The sequence below is a fragment of the Bradyrhizobium erythrophlei genome, assembly GCF_042430365.1.
Classification (GTDB): domain Bacteria; phylum Pseudomonadota; class Alphaproteobacteria; order Rhizobiales; family Xanthobacteraceae; genus Bradyrhizobium; species Bradyrhizobium erythrophlei.
Window position 1 is genome coordinate 24,383 of sequence record NZ_JBHMET010000026.1, and the last position, 20,471, is coordinate 44,853.

The 20,471-nt window shown below is 60.7% G+C and carries 19 protein-coding genes and 3 pseudogenes; 14 read left to right on the forward strand and 8 right to left on the reverse strand.

Annotated elements, in window-relative coordinates; genetic code table 11:
• Positions 1–243: 243 nt before the first annotated feature.
• Both ACFFWD_RS03360 and ACFFWD_RS03365 read left to right on the forward strand, forming a co-directional pair.
• Positions 244–489, forward strand: a pseudogene (locus ACFFWD_RS03360) (hypothetical protein); the annotation flags it as partial.
• On the forward strand, positions 459–833 hold the full coding sequence (locus ACFFWD_RS03365) for a 4'-phosphopantetheinyl transferase superfamily protein (RefSeq protein ID WP_376961428.1): 375 nt from the start codon (positions 459–461) through the stop codon (positions 831–833). The pseudogene ACFFWD_RS03360 and the gene ACFFWD_RS03365, both read left to right, overlap by 31 nt.
• A gap of 163 nt (positions 834–996) precedes the next feature.
• On the opposite strand, the gene ACFFWD_RS03370 is transcribed toward ACFFWD_RS03365, so the two are convergent.
• Entirely contained in the window at positions 997–1,314 is a 318-nt protein-coding gene (locus tag ACFFWD_RS03370) for a hypothetical protein (protein WP_376961430.1), read from the reverse strand.
• An 862-nt stretch (positions 1,315–2,176) separates the two neighbouring features.
• On the opposite strand from ACFFWD_RS03370, the pseudogene ACFFWD_RS03375 reads away from it, so the two are divergent.
• Positions 2,177–2,324 (forward strand): annotated as a pseudogene (locus ACFFWD_RS03375) (IS3 family transposase); the annotation flags it as partial.
• A 184-nt stretch (positions 2,325–2,508) separates the two neighbouring features.
• Here the strand turns inward: ACFFWD_RS03375 and ACFFWD_RS03380 are convergent.
• Complete coding sequence (locus ACFFWD_RS03380) at positions 2,509–2,964, reverse strand: GNAT family N-acetyltransferase (protein WP_376961432.1); 456 nt, start codon at positions 2,962–2,964, stop codon at positions 2,509–2,511.
• Positions 2,965–3,350: 386 nt separating this feature from the next.
• Positions 3,351–3,416, reverse strand: coding sequence for an HNH endonuclease (locus ACFFWD_RS03385; RefSeq protein ID WP_376961534.1), 66 nt, complete (start codon positions 3,414–3,416; stop codon positions 3,351–3,353).
• Between the two features lie 319 nt (positions 3,417–3,735).
• Here ACFFWD_RS03385 and ACFFWD_RS03390 point away from each other — a divergent pair.
• Positions 3,736–3,867 (forward strand): annotated as a pseudogene (locus ACFFWD_RS03390) (type II toxin-antitoxin system HipA family toxin); the annotation flags it as partial.
• 119 nt (positions 3,868–3,986) lie between these two features.
• On the opposite strand, the gene ACFFWD_RS03395 reads toward ACFFWD_RS03390, so the two are convergent.
• A complete protein-coding gene (locus ACFFWD_RS03395; protein ID WP_376961434.1) occupies positions 3,987–5,267 on the reverse strand; it encodes an O-antigen ligase family protein in 1,281 nt (426 codons plus the stop codon).
• A gap of 774 nt (positions 5,268–6,041) precedes the next feature.
• Here ACFFWD_RS03395 and folE point away from each other — a divergent pair.
• The 10 genes from folE (at position 6,042) to ACFFWD_RS03445 (ending at position 13,514) form a co-directional block, all read left to right on the forward strand.
• Entirely contained in the window at positions 6,042–6,710 is a 669-nt protein-coding gene (gene folE / locus ACFFWD_RS03400) for a GTP cyclohydrolase I (protein ID WP_376961436.1), read from the forward strand.
• On the forward strand, positions 6,707–7,183 hold the full coding sequence (locus ACFFWD_RS03405) for a 6-pyruvoyl trahydropterin synthase family protein (protein ID WP_376961438.1): 477 nt from the start codon (positions 6,707–6,709) through the stop codon (positions 7,181–7,183). The genes folE and ACFFWD_RS03405 overlap by 4 nt, the downstream gene beginning before the upstream one ends.
• Positions 7,158–7,814, forward strand: coding sequence for a 7-carboxy-7-deazaguanine synthase QueE (gene queE, locus ACFFWD_RS03410; RefSeq protein WP_376961440.1), 657 nt, complete (start codon positions 7,158–7,160; stop codon positions 7,812–7,814). The genes ACFFWD_RS03405 and queE overlap by 26 nt, the downstream gene beginning before the upstream one ends.
• A 178-nt stretch (positions 7,815–7,992) precedes the next feature.
• Positions 7,993–8,697, forward strand: coding sequence for a 7-cyano-7-deazaguanine synthase QueC (gene queC / locus ACFFWD_RS03415; RefSeq protein ID WP_376961442.1), 705 nt, complete (start codon positions 7,993–7,995; stop codon positions 8,695–8,697).
• A gap of 764 nt (positions 8,698–9,461) precedes the next feature.
• A complete protein-coding gene (gene greA / locus ACFFWD_RS03420; RefSeq protein WP_376961444.1) occupies positions 9,462–9,944 on the forward strand; it encodes a transcription elongation factor GreA in 483 nt (160 codons plus the stop codon).
• A gap of 58 nt (positions 9,945–10,002) precedes the next feature.
• Positions 10,003–10,587: an alpha-ketoglutarate-dependent dioxygenase AlkB gene (locus ACFFWD_RS03425; RefSeq protein WP_376961446.1), complete on the forward strand. Its 585-nt coding sequence runs from the start codon at positions 10,003–10,005 to the stop codon at positions 10,585–10,587.
• A 2-nt stretch (positions 10,588–10,589) separates the two neighbouring features.
• Complete coding sequence (gene ligD / locus ACFFWD_RS03430) at positions 10,590–11,540, forward strand: non-homologous end-joining DNA ligase (RefSeq protein WP_376961448.1); 951 nt, start codon at positions 10,590–10,592, stop codon at positions 11,538–11,540.
• 265 nt (positions 11,541–11,805) lie between these two features.
• Complete coding sequence (locus tag ACFFWD_RS03435; protein ID WP_376961450.1) at positions 11,806–12,036, forward strand: hypothetical protein; 231 nt, start codon at positions 11,806–11,808, stop codon at positions 12,034–12,036.
• Positions 12,037–12,151: 115 nt separating this feature from the next.
• On the forward strand, positions 12,152–12,832 hold the full coding sequence (locus tag ACFFWD_RS03440) for a hypothetical protein (RefSeq protein WP_376961452.1): 681 nt from the start codon (positions 12,152–12,154) through the stop codon (positions 12,830–12,832).
• The gene (locus tag ACFFWD_RS03445) at positions 12,825–13,514 is read left to right on the forward strand and encodes an RES family NAD+ phosphorylase (RefSeq protein WP_376961454.1); all 690 of its coding nucleotides are present in this window, start codon (positions 12,825–12,827) and stop codon (positions 13,512–13,514) included. The genes ACFFWD_RS03440 and ACFFWD_RS03445 overlap by 8 nt, the downstream gene beginning before the upstream one ends.
• A gap of 15 nt (positions 13,515–13,529) precedes the next feature.
• Here the strand turns inward: ACFFWD_RS03445 and ACFFWD_RS03450 are convergent, their stop codons facing one another.
• The 4 genes from ACFFWD_RS03450 to ACFFWD_RS03465 are packed head-to-tail and all read right to left on the reverse strand — an operon-like array spanning position 13,530 to position 20,300.
• Positions 13,530–14,705 (reverse strand): Wadjet anti-phage system protein JetD domain-containing protein, encoded by a 1,176-nt coding sequence (locus tag ACFFWD_RS03450; RefSeq protein WP_376961456.1) that lies wholly within the window; start codon positions 14,703–14,705, stop codon positions 13,530–13,532.
• Positions 14,706–14,708: 3 nt separating this feature from the next.
• On the reverse strand, positions 14,709–18,146 hold the full coding sequence (locus ACFFWD_RS03455) for an SbcC/MukB-like Walker B domain-containing protein (protein WP_376961458.1): 3,438 nt from the start codon (positions 18,144–18,146) through the stop codon (positions 14,709–14,711).
• A complete protein-coding gene (locus ACFFWD_RS03460) occupies positions 18,143–18,781 on the reverse strand; it encodes a DUF4194 domain-containing protein (protein ID WP_376961460.1) in 639 nt (212 codons plus the stop codon). The genes ACFFWD_RS03455 and ACFFWD_RS03460 overlap by 4 nt, the downstream gene beginning before the upstream one ends.
• The gene (locus ACFFWD_RS03465) at positions 18,774–20,300 is read right to left on the reverse strand and encodes a Wadjet anti-phage system protein JetA family protein (RefSeq protein ID WP_376961462.1); all 1,527 of its coding nucleotides are present in this window, start codon (positions 20,298–20,300) and stop codon (positions 18,774–18,776) included. Before ACFFWD_RS03465 ends, ACFFWD_RS03460 begins: the two co-directional genes overlap by 8 nt.
• Positions 20,301–20,471 lie beyond the last annotated feature (171 nt).

Below are 20,471 nucleotides of genomic sequence, written 5' to 3' on the forward strand. Positions count from 1 at the left end.
TCTCCGTGCCGCAGGAAGTCGGAGCGATCCACGAATGCGAGGAGCACAGCTGGATGCAGGACCGTGCTGATCCTCATAGTGACGCCCGCGGGCGCTATGCACATTCGACCCTAACGATGTTGCAGCCTGCGAGTCCTATCAAGAACTGAGCCCGCTACAAGGACAATAGATGTTCACGACGCGCCCGATGGCGGGCGTCACCTGGTCGAGATCGTTATCCTGCGAGATAGTCAGGCAAAGCTCTTGGTTCACGCGACTAGCACCGCCCCTGGTTTTGACATGCCGTCGGTCTGTCTATCGAACCTGGAAGGGTGCAGCACGCCCGCGCACGATTTGGAGTGCGGCGACAAACCATCAGATCAGGGAATTGCGAGCCTTATATACACGTCGTCCTCCACCGGGAAGGCGAAGGGGGTTCTTATACCGGAATCGGCAATTCTCAATCGGCTGAACTGGATGTGGCGCAGCTTTCCCTTCGAAAGCACCGACGTGATGGTTGTCCAGAAGTCCGTATCACTTGTTGCGTCCGCTTGGGAGTACTTTGGAGGGCTGCCACGGGATCTGTTGGCGTACATCGCGTCACCGGCGCCCCCAGGAACGTCCATTGGGATCGCCTGCTCTTCAGCGCCAAGGAGAGCATCTTCAAGGCGTGGTTTCCGCTCACCGGGGCCTGGCTGGGGTTCGAGGACGCTATGGTCACCTTTACTGCAAAGGATAACGCATTCCGAGCTCGTCTTTCTTGTCCGCTACCGCATACTTGCGGCGGTACGCGTGAGCTTCGCGGTCGCTTTATGTTCGTCGACGGGCTGATTTTCACGGCCGTCTTGGTTTAAGTCGAGGATCAGACAAGGCCCCAAATGTGACTGATTACATACAGACTCCATCGGCGTTCAGCCGGCAGATCATGCACGCTGCCTCTTGCGCAGGCCGGCAGGCGCCCTTTAGGCGCGAGTATACTACTGGCGCTATCCACGATTCCCACAGGCGGCTAGGGGCTCACACGGATCGCAAGAGGATGAGCAGTACGGCAAGTGGGGCGCCAACAGCGGCACCAAGAAATCCATAGCCGATCACGGCGCACAGCGCCCAAATCCCCGAATGTGACGTGTATCCGTAGAGGCAACCGATCAGTCCGAGGCTGAGCATCGCAACGATCAGCGTGTGGTCGTTTCTCGCCTCTGCGCCGAGTCTCCTCCTCTCCTTCTCGCTATGTCGATACGGACCGGCCGGCTCTGTTGATCCGCAGTGCGGGCAGTTCTTCGCGCTGAAGGAAATCGGGGTTGCGCAGTCGTAGCAATCGGTAAGCTCGGGCATGAAATAGATGTTCCAGTAAATCGGCGGGCATGGGCACTATCGGACATTTCGCTCGCCTGCCTCGTCCTCTGAGAAATTCGGCGCGCTAAAGGCGAACGCCGCTAAGGGCGTCCGCTGCGTCCGGCCACGGCATGCAGAAACTCTTTCCGAGAACATCGTCTTCCAGTTCTTGCCTTCGATGTTGAAAAGAGTCTCGGTGGCGATGAGGTGGGCGACCTCATACTTCGAGGTGAATCAACGCTTCGTCGGAATCTTGATTCTTAACGCCTGATGACCGGCGTCGGTTAAGTCAATAGATCCATGTTCAGTCATGTTTATCCAACCCTTCCGAAGCAGCGTGGCAAGCAGTCTCCGACCGGCATTACTCGGCTTACCCATTCGGATTGTCTGAAGGGCCTGTCTCTCCTGGTAGCTGGGAATGTGCGATGGACGGGCCGGCATCTGAAATTTTGGATCCTAGTTAGGGCACCTGACGGAACACACCAAGACAGTGTCGTCGTTCTCAGGACCGGACAAATACAGGAGTGCCATTAGCCCCACCACAAAAACATAAGTCCAGAACGCACAGACAATTACTCTTTCCAGTCAATCAACCGGCTCCTAAACCAGAAATTGCACTCGCGCAAGCCCATTGGCTTTGAGCCACCCTTAGGTGGGGCTACTTCTTTCTCGCGCTCAGCCATCCAGGCATCATGTGGATTGGGTTGCGCAGATGTTCCTTGGGTGCAAGCGATTCAATCTCCGTTGGGGCGAGGCGAGAATGGGGACGCTTTGAGCGTCGGCGATAACCGGTGGTGCGGGCTCTAAGGACGTCAAGTCAACGGCCTGTGTGTCCTCCAGTGCGGGGGCACATGCCGTGATGCCGAGCGACTGGTGGTCGCTCGACTTCGTATCGGATCAGTCTGACCTCCGCCCGCCGTTTCCGCGTCCTGATCGTCGTCCACGATTGTACCCGTGAGCGCCTGGCGCTGCTGGCCAACACCTCGCTCTCCGGCATCCGCGTGACGCGCATTTCCAGGCCGATTAACAGGTCGACTGGCTGAACCTGATGCACCTCTTCGACGAAGAGCATTGGGTTCCAGGTTAGCGCGCCGATTCGCTTCCCGACGCGGGAGTCGTTTGGATGATTGATCTGCTCAGCTTCTTGGTCATCTAGGGACCTTTTGACGACTATCCTAAGCTGGCACCACCGGCTCATATCATGCGGCAAAGCCGGGGACCGACTTCCTCGAAGCCGTTGCGCAGATAGAAGTCGAGGGTGCGCTTCCATTTCGGCTGCCACGGTGCTCCGACCTCCAGCCGCTTCCACCCTCGCGCGCGTCCTTCGGACAGAGCGACCGCGATCAGATGAGGCGCAATGCCCTGCGATCTCATGTCGGGGCGAACATAGAGCTCCGAGATTTCTCCGAACTTGCCGCCCGCGTAGATCGCAGTGCATTCGTTTAGAACCATGACGCCAACCGGCTCGTTGTCTCCGCAGGCGATCACCGCGACGACGCTGACATCCGCAAGAACTGTCGCTGCGCTTTGCGTGACGACTTCGATCCCGGGGGCCATACGGCCCAAGAGCTCGACTTGGAGAGCATAAACGAAGCGGGCGACGGTTCCGGCATCTGTGACTTCAGCGCGGCGTGTGGATATGACCGGCATCTTTCTCTCCTGTCTGCTCCGCATCGGAATTGAATCATTCTCCGCCACGAGTGTCAGCGTGACCTTTGTGATCCGCTAGACAGAGACAAAGCTAGCTGAGATTCGCGGAACACCTCGGACCAGAGCCTGTTGGAGCACTTTCCAATCAGCTGATCTCTGCTGTGGGTCTTGGTTGTATGAAAACGCCTGATGATCCGCGATTTCGCCTGTCAATCGGCGTCCACAACTGAATTTCGATCCAACCGATGGCTTTCTCGTCGCAGGGTTTCATCACGAAGCTAAGCTCGCCTCTCCAAGATAGGACCATGATCATCGCGAACTTCATTGTCGAAACCGTATTTCAAGCGGCCGCTGACCTCGAGCCGGCAATCCGATGAGACGATCACCTATCCCAGGTCAAAAAGCCGATGGATGTCGGTACGTAGAAGGAAACCGTTCAAAGGTGTATGCACTCTACCGCATTTTGACTCTCGGGAACCGAGCTCAATCGCTCTGTGACCGCAGTCTATAGATATTGGCCATCTCCTTCCTCGGTGCTGAATCCTTTACCAGTCACGATGTTTGGAGACCAGCTCTCTGCAATGGTAGCCGTGGATCCCCTGGCCAGAAGGACCGCTGGGTTAGGATTCGGCAGCCAATGACAGGATCCTCTCGGTCGTCGAGAGCGATCGGGTCGAGACGATAACTCCCTATTCGCGCATTTCAGGACGACTTGAGACGCGTTCTTCAGGCTAAAGGCGTCCTGGCCAGGGAGAGCGGCGCGATCGACGCGTGAAAGAAGTCGCGAGAGTCACTGCCACATGGCGCAACATCGCCAAGGCAGTCGGGGCGCGGTCGGACGAGATCAACCGTATGGCCAGCGCCTTTGAGCACGACGATCTCCGGCGAGCGCTGGCGCTGTGACGAAGACTCATTTGGGCGAATCCAAGTCGATCTCAACCCCGCCCGGACGCTGCTCGATTGAGTCTCGGTAAGGGAACTGGAGAACGCAAGCGCCATGGGCGGGCTGGCGGGCGGGATCGTCACCCGCAAGAGGCCAGTCGTCGACGCCAATGTCGCGCCCGCCGACTAGGAGGCACTTGCTCGCCTCCACCTCCGGCGATCCGCAACAACAGTTTGGCCGCGACCTCTCGCCCCTCGCTCCACAATCTCGAGGCATAGCCGAGCAGCAAGAACAGCACAAGCTCGCGGCTGATGCGCCCATGCATCAGCGAAACCATCGCCACGTAGACCAGGGCGGCGGCAACGAAGCGGTATTCGGGCGCAATCGGCGCGAGCTCGCGGACTGCACGCCAGGCGCTAATGACGAGCGCCAACAGCGCGAACCCGGCGAGCCAGCCGAACTCAAGCGCCACCTGCAGGAAGGCGTTATGCACGCCGATACCCTTGATGCAGCCCCTCGCCTCAAAGCCATCGAGACCGATTCCAAACGGACCTGCCGCCGGCAAGAGACGCAAGGCATCCCGATAGATCTGGCCGCGGATCGCAATCGAATTGTCGCGATCGACCGCATCGCAGGCGATCGACCAGGCGCCGGCGGCCGCATTAAACGCATGGTCGACAAATATGCGCGTCGTCTGCGAGCGCAGCGCCAGCGCGCCGACGATCGCAAAGAGCGCCAGAGCGGCCACCGCCGCAATCACCTTCCGGCTCTGTACGCGCGGACCGAGCACAGCGGCGACGAGCATCGCCAGCGCCAGCGCCACAAAGCTAAAGCGCACCATCGAGGCGGCGAAGATCGCAGCCGGCACCATAGCAAGGAGGCCGAGCACGATCACGCCGGAAGCACGGGAGAGGCTCGTCAGCCAAGCCAGCAGGCATAGACCCATCAACATCGCGAACTGCGCCGGCGCGGCGTCGAATTGGCCAAACACCAATGGCTTGCCATGCGGTGCCGACCATTGCTCGACCAAGGCAATCAGCGTCGCCAGCGCGCCGGTCGCCATCACCGCGGACCCGATCATCATCAATCCCCGCCGGATCTCGCGCGCGCCGCAAAGGCGCCCCGCCAGGTAGCCGCCCAGCGTGATCACCAGAAGCGCCAGTTCCTTGAGGTCGCTTCCATGGCCATTGACAAGAAGCGACACGCCAACCGACGCCACAAAGGCAACGAACAGCCCATCGCATAGGTTGAACGAGACAACGCGCCATTCACCCAGCGCGACCAGGAGCGTCACAGGACAGGCCAGCAACAGGCCGGTCACCACGGATCCGGCACCGAATAGACCGTGCGCCAGGACAGCAAGCGAGCTCGCCGAGACCAGAATGCCGAGCAAAGTCGCTCGGACAAATGAAATCTGCAAATCACCCCCCATTGCAGTACGTTTTGCCCGCATGCTCCGCGCGAAAATCACTCCATAGCTCCGCGGCGAGGTCGATTTGCACAGGAACCGCCTCGCTTGGTGCGTTCTTGCCGCAAAAAAGAGACCCGCGCGCAGGTTCGCAGCACGCCTCGGGCTTGACCGCCAGGCCGGTACGGCCTGCCGATCACGAGCTGCTCGATCACTTTGGATTGTCGACGATGGACCCGGCTTGCCGGTCGGCGTCGCCTTGTCGCGGACATCCTCGGCCGTATCTACCGCGTCGACAAGAAAGCGGTCAGGCCACTACCTCTTCGATTCGGCGAGGTAAGGAGCCGGCGCGCTGCAATCATGAGTCCGCTCGTGTCTGATGGCTTCGGGCGGGTACGATTTGTCTGCTTTTGCTGGCGCTTCAATCGTGTCCGCTTGTCGGCGTGTATGTCTGGATCCCGACACGAAGGCGCAAATGATCCGCCGGCGCGGCACAATGCATTGATTTTCTCTTCCTCAAGCAAGTCTCGCACAGGTGCTTTTGCGGCATGCTGATTGCACGGAGACGATAAATGACCGTTTCGACAATAGTGGTCTCTCGGTCACCGACGCAGGAGAGATGAAAGTTCTCGATCGTATGCAAATTGATACCCAATGCTGCCCCGGGGAGGCACCTCCCCCAATTGAAGCTTTGTCCATCGCGGGTCCCTCCGTCGTTCTTCACGACGACCGCAGATCATGTCGTTCACGGAAACTAAATGCGAAGCTCCGGGCACAGGATTTCTGATGAGCTCTACGCAAGCAATTCGTGAACGCCTGCTCGACGCCGGCGCGTCGTTTGCGGCAAACGACAACATCGCAGAATACCTGCTGCCTGGTGACATTGAGGTGATCCAAGCCGAGGTCGAGCAGCATGTGCAAGCTGTGCTTGAGGCTCTTGTTATCGACACCAGCCGCGACCACAACACCAGAGCGACCGCAAAGCGGATTGCCAGGATGTACGTGCGCGAGGTTTTTGCCGGGCGCTTTGAGCCTGCGCCTGAGGTTACGGACTTCCCGAACGCGAGCGGCCTGAACGAACTCTACACGTTGGGTCCCATCGCCGTGCGCTCGACGTGCTCGCATCACCTCGTACCCATGACTGGCCGCATGTGGGTTGGCGTGGTGCCCGGTGAAAAAGTGATTGGTATCAGCAAATTTGTGCGCCTTGCCAACTGGATCATGTCGCGCCCGCACATCCAGGAGGAGGCCGCTGTTATGCTGGCGGACGAACTGGAACGCCGTATCATGCCGAAGGGATTGGCCGTCATCGTTAGGGCGCAGCACCAATGCATGATCTGGCGTGGTGTTCGCGAGACTGACACCATCATGATAACCAGCATCATGCGCGGTGCTTTCCGCGACGACAGGACATTGCGCAGCGAATTTATGGCACTCATCAAGGATCAACCGTGACCTACCTATCGACCAAGACATACGGCCATGAAATCGGACTATCCGCTACATTTCGCCAGTGGCGCGCGCTGTCACACTGTCGTCTGCTGCACGGTTACTCGTTGTCATTTCGCTTCGAGTTCGAGGCCGACATCCTGGACGACAAGAATTGGGTCGTCGATTTTGGCGGCCTCAAAGAGCTGAAAGCGATCCTCGAAGACACGTTTGACCATAAGACCGTCGTAGCTGCGGACGATCCGGAGCTTGAATGGTTCCACGAAGCGGCGCGGCGCGGCGTGGCGGATATTGTTGTGCTACCTGCTGTCGGCTGCGAAAAGTTTGCCGAGCACGTCTACGGCATCGCGAGCACGTGGCTGCTGACAGAGCGACTTGCTCCCCGCTGCCGGCTGGCATCTGTCGAAGTCAAAGAGCACGGCGCGAACAGCGCGATCTATCGGGGAACGAGCCGTGCTGCCGGTCAACGAGATCTTTGAAAGTATCCAGGGCGAAGCCTGCAAGAGCGGCACGCCGTCCGTGTTCCTGCGGCTACAGGCCTGCCCGGTTGGTTGCCCCTGGTGCGACAGCAAGCACACATGGGTCGCAGATCCAGCGCGCCAAGTGTCGATAGCCGAGATCACGGCCAAGGTCGAGGACGCCAACACCTGGGCTATGATGTCGCCCGAGGAAATACTGCTCGCCGCACAGGGGTTTAGGACTCGGCATGTCGTGATCACGGGTGGCGAGCCCGCGGGGTACGACCTTCGGCCATTGACGACGCTGCTTATCAAGTCTGGCTTCTCGGTGCAGTTGGAGACATCGGGCACCCATGCCATTCAGGTGCACCCCTGCACGTGGGTGACCATCAGCCCGAAAGTTGGCATGCCCGGCGGGCTCGTTGTTTTGGATGAAGCCCTGCGGCGTGGCAACGAGATCAAACATTGCGTGGGCAAGCCTGCCGATATCGAGAAGCTCCTGGCCCTCAACATCCCGCGCGAGTCCATGCCGATGATATGGCTACAGCCGTTAAGCCAAAGCCGGAAGGCGACGAAGCTTTGCATTCAGGAGGCGACTGTGCGCGACTGGCGTGTCAGCATTCAGACGCACAAGTTTCTCGGCGTGCGGTAAAGAACCCGTGCGCGTTCAAGCGTTCTGCGACTTCACCTTAGAGACGATCATGAATTGCGTCCTCTAAGTCTGAACTCAATAAAGGGACGGCGGCATTCATCGCAGGCTTCTTTGCCGTTGTTCGCCACTGCCAAGCGCGCCGGATTCCAACTGTCCACATTCTAAGTGAATCCTCTCAATGACCGATTTCACATCCGAATCCGCGCTGGTTCTATTTTCTGGCGGACAGGATTCCGCCACCTGCCTCGCTTGGGCGCTGTCGCGCTTTGCCCGGGTTGAGACCGTCGGCTTTGCCTATGGCCAACGCCATGCGATCGAGCTGGCCTGCTGCGATCAGTTGCTGGACGGACTGAAGAAGCTGCGCCTAGACTGGGCGAGCAAGCTCGGCGACAGCCATACGCTGGAGATCCCCACGCTGGCTGCGATATCAAAGACCGCGCTGACGCGCGAGGTGGCGATCGAGATAGGCGCGGACGGGATGCCCAACACGTTCGTGCCAGGCCGCAATCTGATCTTTTTGACCTTTGCCGCGGCGCTCGCCTACCCGCGCCGGATTTCTCATATCGTTGGCGGCATGTGCGAGAAAGATTATTCCTGCGCCCCCGATTGCCGGGACGTGACCATCCGCGCGCTGAACAGTGCGCTCAACCACGGCATGTTGAGGGACTTTCATCTCCACACGCCGCTGATGTGGCTGGACAAGGCGGCGATTTGGCGGCTTACCTCCGAGCTTGGCGGAGCGGAACTGGTCGACCTGATCCGCGAGCACTCACACACCTGTTATCTCGGCGAACGCGGTGCCCGGCACGACTGGGGGTTTGGCTGCGGTGAATGTCCCGCCTGCGCGGTGCGTGCAAAGGGCTGGCGGGAGTTTTCGTGTTAGACATGGTCCAGGCGATCTATAATTTCGGCGACGCGTGGAAGCCGATCGCTAACTGAAGTGCCGGCCCGTCCTATCGATTGAAGACGAAATTATCCATCGCCCAAACGGAGGCAATCGCCAGCAGAAGCAGGACGACAACGGCAAATATGATTTGAGGCTTTGTCGACTTGTCGGGCACGCCGCACCTTTCGGCGTTCGAAATGACGAAAGTAACACACGGCAGAGTGATCTGTATCACATGGAACCTGAGCAAGCCCACAGTAAGATCTGCGAGCGCGAAATCTGGGACGCCAATGGACGACGAGTTCTGCAAAGAGAGAGTACGAACGGTCCGTGCGTTAGCGGAGAAGGCCGACCCATTCATCAAGAAGCGGCTATTGCAGCTGGCTGCCCACTATGAACGGCGCATCCGGCAGTCAGAAACGACAGCGAGAGATCCCCGTAATGCACAGTCGTCAAAATCTGTACGACGAGATTAGGCGGCGTGCGTCGTCAGCTGGCGGCCCGTTGCGCGAAGTCCTACGTTCTACGAAGCGTTCGCGGCGGCCCCGGCCGTCAATATGATGCAACCTTCCCTCTGGCACTCTATGCAAAACTCACCCAACCACGTCCTTTTTTGCATACGACCCTAGAGGAGGTTTCATGTTCCCTTCCGTTCCACCACGTCGTGATTTGTCAAGGATTGGCTGTCGGATGCCTCGGCCGTTATCTGGAAAGAGAGAAGTTGGCGCGCAGGGGCGTGCCTAGCTGCAGGAGTTCCGCACGTGAGCGTCGCATTCACCAAGGAAGACAGCGCCGAGACCGCATCCGAGACGCTGCTGCCGGACCGCCCGATCTCGCCTCACCGGAATCTCGTCACCGCGGCCGGCATGAAGGCCTTGGACGCCCAATTGAAGCAGGCGCAGGAAGTCTACGAGATCTCGCAAAGGATCGAGGATGTCAACGAGCGGCGCCGACAAAGTGCGGCGCCGCTGCGAGACGTGCGATATCTCACAGCGCGGGTCCGAACGGCTCAGGTCGTTCCGGATCCGACGGCTTTCGACACCGTGGGCTTCGGAAGCACGGTCACCTTCAGCCGCGACGACGGTCGCGTCCAGACGTATCGCATTGTAGGCGAGGACGAGGCCGACCCGAAGAAGGGGACGATCTCTTTCGTTTCACCGATTGCCAGGCTCTTGATGGGCAAGTCGGTCGGAGACGTGATCGAGATGTCGGGTCAGGAAATTCAGATTGTCTCGATCTCATGACATGCGACAGCCTTCACCATTGCCTGTGCAGTGAAGACTTCCGCCCGGAGGAAAATGCGTGCGGAACGATAATCAGACACCTGATCTCTTCGGAGATAACGCTTTTCCTCAGGGTTTTAGGTACACGTCCGATTTCCTTAGCCGGGAAGAAGAGCAGTCTCTTTTGCAGCCCATCAGGCTTTTGCCGTTTCGCGAATTTGAATTTCACGGCTTTACGGGGAAGCGACGGATCGTGTCGCTCGGTTGGCGCTATGATTTTTGCGGCGCACGATTGACCAAAGCTGAGGACATGCCGGATTTTCTCTCGCAGCTTTGCGCGCGAGCCGAGGGCTTCGCAGCCGTCGTACCCGGTAGCCTCCAGCAGGTTCTCATCACTGAATATTCCGAGGGCGCGGCGATCGGCTGGCACAGGGATCGCTCAGTATTCGGCGACGTCGTCGGCACTCCGCTTCTTTCCCCCTGTACCTTTTGGCTTAGCTGGAAGGCAGGTCAGCGCTGGGAGCGGCGCAACCTGATTGCAGAACCTCGTTCGATTTATCTCTTGCGAGGCCCTGCACGGACCGAATGGAAACACAGCATTCCCGGCGTCGAGCCCCTCCGCTACTCGATCACCTTCCGCAACGTTCGCGAAAGGGCCGCCTGAGCATGGGCCGGACATCGACCTTACCGAAGCGCCTCCAACCGATGCTGGCTACGCTGACCGACGCGCCGTTCGACGATCCAGCCTGGGTCTTCGAGGACAAGTATGATGGCTTCCGCATGGTTGCCGAAACAAAGGGTGGCAGGGTCGCCCTCTACAGCCGCAACGGCAAAATCATCAGCCGCAGCTACATCGAAGTGGCTCAGGCACTCGAAGGCGTGAAATGCGATGCCGTCATCGACGGTGAACTCGTTGCGATTGGTGATGACGGCGTTTCCCATTTTCAGTTGCTCCAGAACGCCCTGCGTCACGAAGCGAAGCTTCTCTACTGTGCTTTTGACCTTATGTTCGAGGATGGCGAGGATTTGCGCGGTCTTCCGCTGCTCGAGCGCAAGAAGCGGCTCCAAGCCATTCTGCCCCGTCACAAGCTGGTTGCCTTCAGTCGTCACGGCAAGACCTTTGGCACTAAGTTCTTCCGTGAGGCCGAGCGGCGAGGTCTCGAGGGCATCATGGCCAAGCGGGCCGACAGCACCTACGCGTCTGGAAGGCGAACGACCGACTGGCTGAAGATCAAGACGGCGAAACGTCAAGAGGTTGTCATTGCCGGGTTCACGGCGCCCCGACGCACCAGGCCGTTTTTCGGGGCATTGGTCCTTGCCTTGCGAGAAAGCGATGAATGGCGCTACATCGGCCATGTCGGCACCGGGTTTAGCCACAAGACTCTCGCGGAGCTGCACGGCAAGCTTTCGAAGCTGAAGACAGCGAACTCTCCGTTCCCTGCGAAGGTGAAGGACGAAGCTGTGACGACGTGGGTCAAGCCATCCCTGGTGGCCGAGGTAAAGTTCGCGGAATGGACGAGCTCAGGTGAAATGCGCCAGCCCGTATACCTCGGGCTTCGAGCGGACAAGCGAGCCAAGGACGTCGTGCGCGAGCAAGGGCGGCCGCGCAAGTCATGATGGGTTACCCTCCTGGTGACCGAGTGCCTTCAACAGCCGGTTGAGAGGATAGCCTGCCCCATTCAGCGTTCCGGCGGAACAGCAAGCGCTCTGTATTCCAGACGCAGTCATATCTGGCCTAGCCCAAATTCTGAAGCCGTACGATTAGTCATTTTCCACTCGCAAGATTTTGCCAACCATTCGCGCTTTCCGCACCGGCCGCTAACGAATCGAAAATCGTTCTGCCGCAAGTTCGCGCCCGGAAACGGAGTGGGGAGATCCAAAAATGACGGGGTTGGCCGTTATGGAAAACGTGCGCCGCTACCGCGCGATCGCTTCGCTGTGCCGCCAAGCTGCAACATTTCGGCCGATTCAACGGTGCTCATTGCTTGCGCAGGCGGAGGAATGGGAACGCCGAGCGGTTGTAGAGCTCGAGGGGTATTTCGACTCTTTAGACTTCCCCGCACAAAATGTTTGGCCTGCCAGCGGTCCGCAGGCAGGCCACCCGGCACCATAGTCCAATGGAGCCCGCAACTTCGGCCTCGGCAAGGGGAGCAGGATCGGCCGGAACCGCCCTTGATGATTTAGGTTATTTCATTATATTGATAACCATCATCATCTGGAGCAAAGCCATGACTACCGCTGACAAAGCTCTCGAGCTCTCGGGTGTTGGAACCATTAGCGGGACCCCCGAAGAAGTACGACGCAGGCTTGCCCGACTGCCGGCGGAGCAGGTCGTCGCCTTGACGTTGCAGCACAGCAACAAGGCAGCCGTCCGAGCACTTTTGGATACGGTTGCCAATCTTGCTCCGCTGGTCTCCAGCATCATTGAGCATCGGCAAGACGCGATGTTTCGGTCGATTATCGAAGCTCTGGTCCCCGACGTTCCCCCGCCCCAGCACAAGCTGATTGAGGCCCGGATGACGGCGGAAGCACGCAAGCGTGTGATCGAGTCGGGCGAATGGATGACCGCGACAGAGATCGCCGAGATGGCGGGGTTTAGCAGCAGCAACCCCAGCGCCCAACCGAACAAGTGGAAGAAGGAGGGGCAGATCTTCGCCATACGTCATCACGGAATGGACTATTTTCCGGGCTACGCCTTCGACTCCTCGACCGACTATCGGCCAACAAAGGGCCTGGCACGGGTGCTGGAGGTCTTCCGCGGAAAGAAGGACGATTGGGGCCTCGCCTACTGGTTTGCGTCGGCCAATAGCTTTCTCGGCGGCAAACGACCGCAGGACTTGCTGATCAGCAAGCCCGATCGTGTCGTTGCAGCGGCGGAGGACGAGGTGGCTGGCGTGCTCCATGGCTAAGAAGAAGTCCGGTGCCGTCCCTCCGAAAATCCCGCCGGGTGCGTCTGCACCACCTGCCGACCTCGCCAATCTGGTGAGCATGATGATCTGGCCGAAAGGCCAGGTCATCCATCGTATTCACCAGAACATCTATGGAAGCAGCCAATTCAATCCAGGCACGAAGGGCAACGCCCGGTTCAGTCCGATCAAAGCTTCAGACGGCTCGAGCATCCCTACCCTCTACGGCGGCACGACCTTCGATTGCGCCGCCATGGAAACCGTCTTTCATGACGTGCCGATTGCCGCCGGATTGAAGACCTTCGACAAGCAAAAGCTTGCAGATCAGGTCTACTCACAGGTCACGTCCCGACGAGCTCTCAAACTAGTCGATCTCAGCGCGACAGCACTCAAAAAGCTCGGGATTCAACGCAATCAGCTGATCGATACCGAAAAGGACGAGTATCCGAGCACCCGAAAATGGGCCGAAGCTATTCACGCTGCGTGCCCCCACGCCGAGGGACTCTGCTGGGTGTCGCGGCAGGACGATCGCGCCCTGGCGATCGTGATCTTTGGAGATCGCATCTCGGCTGCGGATCTCTCGCCGACGGGAGTTCCACAGGATCTGCTGACTGTCACCCCCGTGTACGCGGATCTCGTCATTCTCGCCGATAGGATCGGCGTCAACCTTGTCGACGGCAAGTAGACGCTTCGGAACGCGTCACGCCACAAGGTGTAAGGGCAGCATCGGATCGAGCTCCTCCTGCTCAAGCGTTTTGGCGCCCTCCTCGGCCAGGTACGCTGCCAGCGCTGCGATGCCGGAATCCGGCGGGCATCGCGCCGGCGTCGCCTTTTTCTGCGGCACTTGCCCCGATTGCTCGGCAATTTCGACGCTCATGAGATGTGGGCGGATCGGACGTCCGACGGCACGCTCGATGGTATGGAAGATCCAAGTGCCGTCCGGATCGATGTCCGACCAATGCAGGATCGGCGTCAATTCGGACACCATTCCCGCGATCGCCCTTAACGCATGCTGGGTGGCGAGCGAAGGATAGCCACCCACGTACATCGTCGTTCCAAGCCGACCGGGGTCCGCCTCGGCGATGTGCCTGTTGAAGCTCGCGAAGTTTTCGATCGTCAGCACGTAGGCCGGTGGCTCCCGAAAGCGGATGCGATCTGCCTCCTTGGGCGTGATTCCAAGATAGTGCGGAGAAATCGCTGACAGATCGGCCCCGTCGAGATCGATCCGCCCCGCGATCAGGAGCGGCGGCGCGAAGCGTTCGAGTCCGATCGTCCGCAGTGCCTCGCGAGGCCGGGCGCCGGGAGGAAATTCCAGGATGCCGCTCAGAAGCCGGATGACTACGCCTTCAATGCGTTCAAGCGTCTTGCTGTCGCCCACGGTCCTTCGCGAGAACGTCTTGTAGTCGACGTCGAGATGCTTCTTGTCCAGGATCGCCTGGGCGAGAGCGAACCCGTCGCGCAGCTTGTCGACGTCGGACGACACGAATCCGTGCCAGCTCTTCCCTCTGCCCCAAGCATCCGCAATCGAGGGAACTGCTTCCGCCAGGCGCCCGTCCAAAGCGAAGCCGGCGACAAGGCGTGTGGCGGCGTCTTGCGCGACCTGAACGGCCGGAACGCGACCGAGATGACGATAGAGCGCCTCAGCCGCCCCGAGCCTGACGTGCGCGATCTGATCTCGCCTATCTCCCCGCCCCATTCCGAGACTGACGGCGCCGACCTCCGCTGCGCGCGCGATTTGCTTCAGGAAGGCGTCCGCGGCCACCACGGAAGGAAACCCGTCGTAGTCCGGATGGGCGATGGGACTCATGGCCCCGCCTTCGTAGCGGTCCAGCAGGTCGTTCAGCAGTTCGTTCGCGTCGGTGAAGCGCCGCGCCATAGGCTACTCGGCGGCCAGGCGCGCGACGAGCTCGTCTTCGGACATCAGGTCCGGATCGATCGCCATCAGTTCGCGCTTGGCCTTCTCCTTCAGCGCGACCACGGTTGCCCTCGACTGTTCGCCGATACGATCCACTTCCACGATCGTGTCCATGTGCTCCAGCACTGCGACCCGCTTCTCGAATGGCGCCGCGATCACGAACTGCAGCCCGAGATTTTTGTAGAAGCTCATCATCTGACGCTGGTTCTTGCCGTCCATCTTGGAGAAAGCCTCGTCGAACATGGCGAGCGCGAAGCCCGCCGGCTTTCCGGCGCGCCGCTCCGCGCTGCCATAGGCGGCAGCGAGCGAGGCGCCGATGGCAACGTAAATCGGCACTTGCTGTTCGGCGCCGGATCCAGTGCTGCGCCGCTGCTCCCAGCGGGTCGACCGGCCGGTCGCGACATCCTCCATGTGAATTTCGAACGTATAGAAGTTTCGGTAATCCTCGAATTGGGTAAAGTCCTTGTCCGGATCCTCCAGCAGCGCCTCCAGCGCCAGGATCGTGTCCTTGTGCGGGAAGTCGTCAGGCACGTCGCCGCGGAACAGCAACTCGAGCGCTTCCGGAGAAGTCTTGCCGATCTCGATGATTTTCAGGATCGGCTGGAATTCCACCACCTGGGTGCGGTGGAAAGAATATCGCTCGTTGTGGAAGGGATGCGCGTAAAGGCTGCGGTTCAACGCCTGGAGCTCCCGCTCCATCTTGCCGATCCGGGCCGTGAGCGCATTGATGAACTCGCCCCGCAGCAGCGTGGAGGCCTTCTCCGCCGCTTCGCGGGCCTGCCGTTCGTACTGGCGCAGCTCGTTGGACTCGATGTCCTCGATCAACTGCGTCATCCAGGGCTTCACCTCCTGAAGGGGCTCGCTCTCGATGCCGACCTGGGAGCTGACGCCGAACTCCCCGAAATATCCCTCCAGGAATTCGCGCACTTCCCGTTCGATTTCTCGGCGCTTGTCGTTCGCTGCCTCGGCATCCTTGACGGACTTCTCGGCGATGCCGCGATGGCGGTCGGCCTCGTTCTTGTGCGGCCGCGCCTCGAGGCGCGCCCGGTGCACGGGGCGACCTTTCGCCGCGGCGTAGAGCGGCAGGTTCTTGGCGAAGAGCGACCAGGCGATCTTCAGGTTGAGCTGGGAGCCCGGTACATTTTCGCCATCGCTTAATCTGCTTTGCGCCGTTCTCACCTCGCCGTCGTGCCTATTGAAGGCGTCCTGCTGGGCTTTGCGCTCCACGAGCCTTCTCTGCTTGAGTTGCTGCTGGGCCTGCTTCTTGTCGCGGAGGCCGCCGTCGCCGGCGCTGTCGAGAGCCAAAAGCCTCGCTAGCGCTTCGGCTGCTTCGCTCTGCGCTGCGGCAAACGCCGAGGCGCAGGCTTTTAGGTCGCCGGCAGGGGCGTCGCAGAGGGTCTTTAGCGCCGTGAAGGCGCCATCGACGATTTGAGCGTCCTTCTCGGCCTGTACCAGCGAGTTCTTCAGATCCTCAACTCGCTCCTGCAGGGCGCGCAGCGCACTCGCCTGGGCCGCCTTGCCGATCTTGTGCTGCGAAGGGTCGATCGACCGATGGGTGCGGACGAGACCGTCGTCGTAGAGGCCGTCCTTCATGATGGCGCGGCCCGGCCTATTGAACTGGTCCAGCGTGTCCGCAAGCCGCACCGATCCGTACCGGCGCATGATAAACGACAGCGCATCCGGATCCTGCGTGCGAAAGATCGAAGGAAACATTCCTCGCTCCGGCTTGGCTCTGAACTGTTCCAGCTTGTTGAGACTCACCAGAGATGTGCGCCGGAATTCGCGCCGTCCTTCCTTGAAGATCGCCGTCGCATCGCCGATCTGCGGCCTGTCGACGAACACCGCGTCGCGGTCGCGGCCAAGCAGCGCTTCGGCGGCTCCCGCCCATTCCGGGTCGGCGACTTCGATCAGCTCGCAGAGAACGCGCGGCGCCATTCCCTTCTGCCGAAGCCTTTGGCACAGCAGTTTCGTATCGTCCTCCAGATGCGCGCCCGGCCCTCCAGAGGCGTGCTGCCGGATCCGCTCGAGCAGCTCGTTCCGATGGCCGCGCAGCTTCGAAACCTCTGCAATGATCGTCTGACGCCCTTCGTCGACCTTCGCGAGCCGCTGCGCTCCCAAGCCCGTCACGGCGGCCTCCGCCGCGGAGAGCTCGTCGGAAACGGAGGTAACGGAGCCCGTACCGGCGGCGGCAAGCAGCCGCTCTACGGCGGGAATGAGATCATCAAACCCCTGCCCCGCCATTGCACACAGCGGCTGCAGTCGTCGGATTGTCTCAAGGCGCGCCTTGAAATCGGACGCCGCGCGCTGCGCGGATTGCTCAGCTACCGAGGCGGTCTGTTGCAGAGACTTTCTTCCGGTCTTGGCGTCGTGCTCCGCGATAGCCTCCGTAAGTCGTTCGATCTCGTTGTCGGTCGCCTTGATATCCTCGTCCAGGAACTTGAGTTCGCCGGCGGCAGCGTCGCGCTGGGCGCTCGCTAGTCGCAGCTTGTTCCTGAAGTCCCGGTTGGCGGCTCGGGCAGCGAGCCATTCCGCGCGTTTGGCGATCCACTGCTCGCGGAATATGGTCTCGAACGTCGCCTCAAGGGTGGCGAGGATTTCCCTCAGTTGCTTCAGCGCCTCCAGCTTGAGGCGCATCTTCCGGATGGTGTCGCTGATGTTGCGGTAGGTCTGGATCGACTCGCGCAGTTCCTTGATCCCGATCGGGCTGTCCTCGAGAATGTAGTTCCGCACGAACTGCGTGGCCGTCTGGTTGTGGTCGAGCGTCATGGCGTTGACGATCGACTTCTGCAGCGCGCTCGCATTCTGCTCGCCGTAGGGCGAATGCGGCAGGAGATGGCGCATGTATTCGCGGACGTAATCGCTCGCCCGGTCGCGGTGATTGACGAAGTTCGCCTCTCCGACCGCGGCGATGATCCTGGCGCGCACGTCCTCCCATTGCGCGGGAAACTGCGCCTTTCCGCGCTGCTCAATGAAGTCCTTGGAAGTCAGTACCGCGCCGACCGCGACGAACAGCGCGAGCACGGTCTCCCTGGTGTCCGACTTGCGGGCCTCCAGTGCCATGCCGATGGTGACCGGCGGGCGCTCCCCGTCCGTGTCTTCGAAGCCGAGCGCGATATAGGTGCGCGCCTCGTCGCGCCGCCGCTGATCCTCGCCGAGAGTTCCGAGACAGTAGTCGACGACGCTGCGCTTCGAGGCACTGCGCGATTTTCCGCTATCGCCAGCGACCGCGTTCAGGCGCAGGAAGCGCCGGCTGCCGCCCGTGAGAACGACCTGCGCCATGTCGAGGATCGTCGATTTGCCGGACCGGTTTTCGCCGAGCACGCCGACGTGACCAGTCACTTCGATGTCGGCGACATCGAACAGATGCCAGTTCACCATCGTGAGGTGACGCAGTTCCATCATGGCTCGCCTCCCGCGCTCTGCGGGAAGCGAGCCTCCTCACTGCGGACGTAGCGCTCGAGGCGCTGGAGGGCGTCACCGCCGCTGACCAGCTTGATCATCGGGCGGATTCTGACCTCGAAATCCTGCTGCTCGTCATCGAAGTCGCCGATCTCGACCAGGCTGCGCTGAGCGGCCTCGCGCAGAATGTCGCGGAAGCGGGCCGCCGAGATCGCCCCTCCGCCGCTGTGCTGCGCCATCTCCCGGTAGCGATCGAAGAGATCGTTCAAAGTGGCTACCACGACCGCCCGATCCTCGACCGCCCCGACGTTGACCTCTTGCTGCCAGTATGCGGCCAGCACCAGCATCACGATGGTTTCGTCGAGCTTCATCCGGGGCAGCGGTACGTCCTCGTCCATAGCGACGATGCCCGCCCACTGCGCCTCCGGATCGCGATGGACCCGATAGCCGCAACTGTCGAAAAACCCGTCCACGACGTCGCGGAAGCGTCCATCCATGATCGTGTTGTAGACCGTCCCCGTGCGAGGATCGCCAGCGAACACGAACTGCCGGCGCAGCAGGAAATGCAGCGCTTTCCGCAGATCGGCCGCCTTCTCCGCGCCTGCGGAGCTCTCGATGTTCTCGAATTCACTAAGCATGGGTCGTCTTGCCTTTCCGGAGCGCGCCCGAACGCCGGACCACGAAGTTGGCGCACCGTAGCCATTCGCTGTCGTGCGGCGGCGTGTCGGGGCATGGCTCAAGATCGAAGCCTGTGGCGATCTGCATCGGCACTTCGCCGGTCAGGGCGTAGCGGCGCGCGCAGTCGAATGCGAGAAAGTCGTCCACGGTACCGATCTCCATGAAGCGGGCTTCCTTGGTCGTGAAGGGAGGCACCTGCCCTTCGAGGAACCGTCTGACGTCCTCGGGCCGGGGCGCGATGCGAGCGATGTACTCGAGGCGGAGCTTCTTCCGCAGTTCGTAGAGCGGATCCGACGGTGGCCCGGCGAGCTCCCTCGCCTCGACGGGCCGGCGTGGCTGTCTGGCCGGCGCCTGGTGATGTTCCGACCAGGGTGAGCGCAGCGGCTCGATACTCCATTCAACGGTCGCCTTGTCGTGCCTGCCGTCGCGCAGCAGCGCGTCGAGGCGCCGCACCAGGTCGCCGGCCCGACCGACGAGCCCCAGCGCTCCGCGTTCGGCGTATTTGATCGTGTTGCGGACGCGGGCCTCGAGCTGTCGACGGAAGGTCTCGATCCGCTCGAACATCTGGCCGATCTGCTCGAAGATGCTTTCGATCGCCAACAGGTCGTCCGCCGCCGCCATCCGTCCGTCTTCGACATCGGACGCCATGCTGGCTGCCGCGTATTCCTCCGCGAGGACCTGCATGGTGTCCGGGGTGTAGGAAATTCTGCGCGCGAGATCGACGATGGCGTCGCGGAACCGGTATGGATGGTTGACGGTCAGAATGGACTCGAAATCCTTCAACAAGAGCTGGTCGACGAACTCTTCGAAGAAGGCCTCCAGGCGAGTGCCCACGGTCTTCGACTCCATAACCGTCCGTCGGATCCGCTTGAGGTCGGCGAGGATGGCCCGCAGGCTCTTGGTGAACTGGTCGGCCTGGTTGCGCGCCTCGCGGACGGCAAGTGCGGCTTCGCGCTGCTTGCGGTCGGTGATCTCGGGCGTGAGTTTTTCGACGGCCTCAAGATTCAGGCGGATCTGAACTATCAGTCCGCCGAACCGCTGCGAGAGATCCTTGTTGAGGCTGGCCAGCCGCTGGATGACCAGAAGAGGCCCCATCGCCATGTCCACGGTGACCCGCAGCCCGTATTCCTCCTCTTCGAGCCATCCCCAGCCGAGCAGACGCGCGTAGAGCTGCCGCGCCAGGCCGAGCGCTTTGTCGCCCTTCTCTGACGCGAGCGCGATATCCGCCTTGCGGATGCGGCGGCGCCCCGCTGAGATCATTTCAGGCAGGCTGCCGAAATCATCGCCTTCGTTCCACAACGCGGGGTTAGCGCGCATGACGTCGTAGATGGCGTGGACAACCTGCTGCGGCGTCGGAAACGCCGGCGCACCCGAAAAGAAGCGCTCATGCAGATCGAGGAGACACGCCGCGTAGAGGTGCTTGTGATCGCGCGAAAAGGCCAAAAACGCGTCGTCATGCAAATGGCGGAACAAGGACAATGGATGTTGCTCCTTGGACCGACTTCATCCCGAAGGATGCTTCAAGCCGGCCTCTAAACTCATGATCTGCCGAAAGGTTACGGGTGAGATGTAGGGTGGAAAGGGTGCAACCCTGAGGGATGGTTCTCGCTATGTTCTTGTATAGCCCGCGAGCCGGGCGCTGTCGAGGCT

Coding starts and splice junctions, on each gene's coding strand:
- ACFFWD_RS03370 (WP_376961430.1), bottom strand. CDS start 1,314: ATGCCCGAGCTTACCGATTGCTACGACTGCGCAACCCCGATTTCCTTC.
- ACFFWD_RS03380 (WP_376961432.1), bottom strand. CDS start 2,964: ATGCCGGTCATATCCACACGCCGCGCTGAAGTCACAGATGCCGGAACC.
- folE (WP_376961436.1), top strand. CDS start 6,042: ATGAGCTCTACGCAAGCAATTCGTGAACGCCTGCTCGACGCCGGCGCG.
- queC (WP_376961442.1), top strand. CDS start 7,993: ATGACCGATTTCACATCCGAATCCGCGCTGGTTCTATTTTCTGGCGGA.
- ligD (WP_376961448.1), top strand. CDS start 10,590: ATGGGCCGGACATCGACCTTACCGAAGCGCCTCCAACCGATGCTGGCT.
- ACFFWD_RS03435 (WP_376961450.1), top strand. CDS start 11,806: ATGACGGGGTTGGCCGTTATGGAAAACGTGCGCCGCTACCGCGCGATC.
- ACFFWD_RS03440 (WP_376961452.1), top strand. CDS start 12,152: ATGACTACCGCTGACAAAGCTCTCGAGCTCTCGGGTGTTGGAACCATT.
- ACFFWD_RS03445 (WP_376961454.1), top strand. CDS start 12,825: ATGGCTAAGAAGAAGTCCGGTGCCGTCCCTCCGAAAATCCCGCCGGGT.
- ACFFWD_RS03450 (WP_376961456.1), bottom strand. CDS start 14,705: ATGGCGCGGCGCTTCACCGACGCGAACGAACTGCTGAACGACCTGCTG.
- ACFFWD_RS03455 (WP_376961458.1), bottom strand. CDS start 18,146: ATGATGGAACTGCGTCACCTCACGATGGTGAACTGGCATCTGTTCGAT.
- ACFFWD_RS03460 (WP_376961460.1), bottom strand. CDS start 18,781: ATGCTTAGTGAATTCGAGAACATCGAGAGCTCCGCAGGCGCGGAGAAG.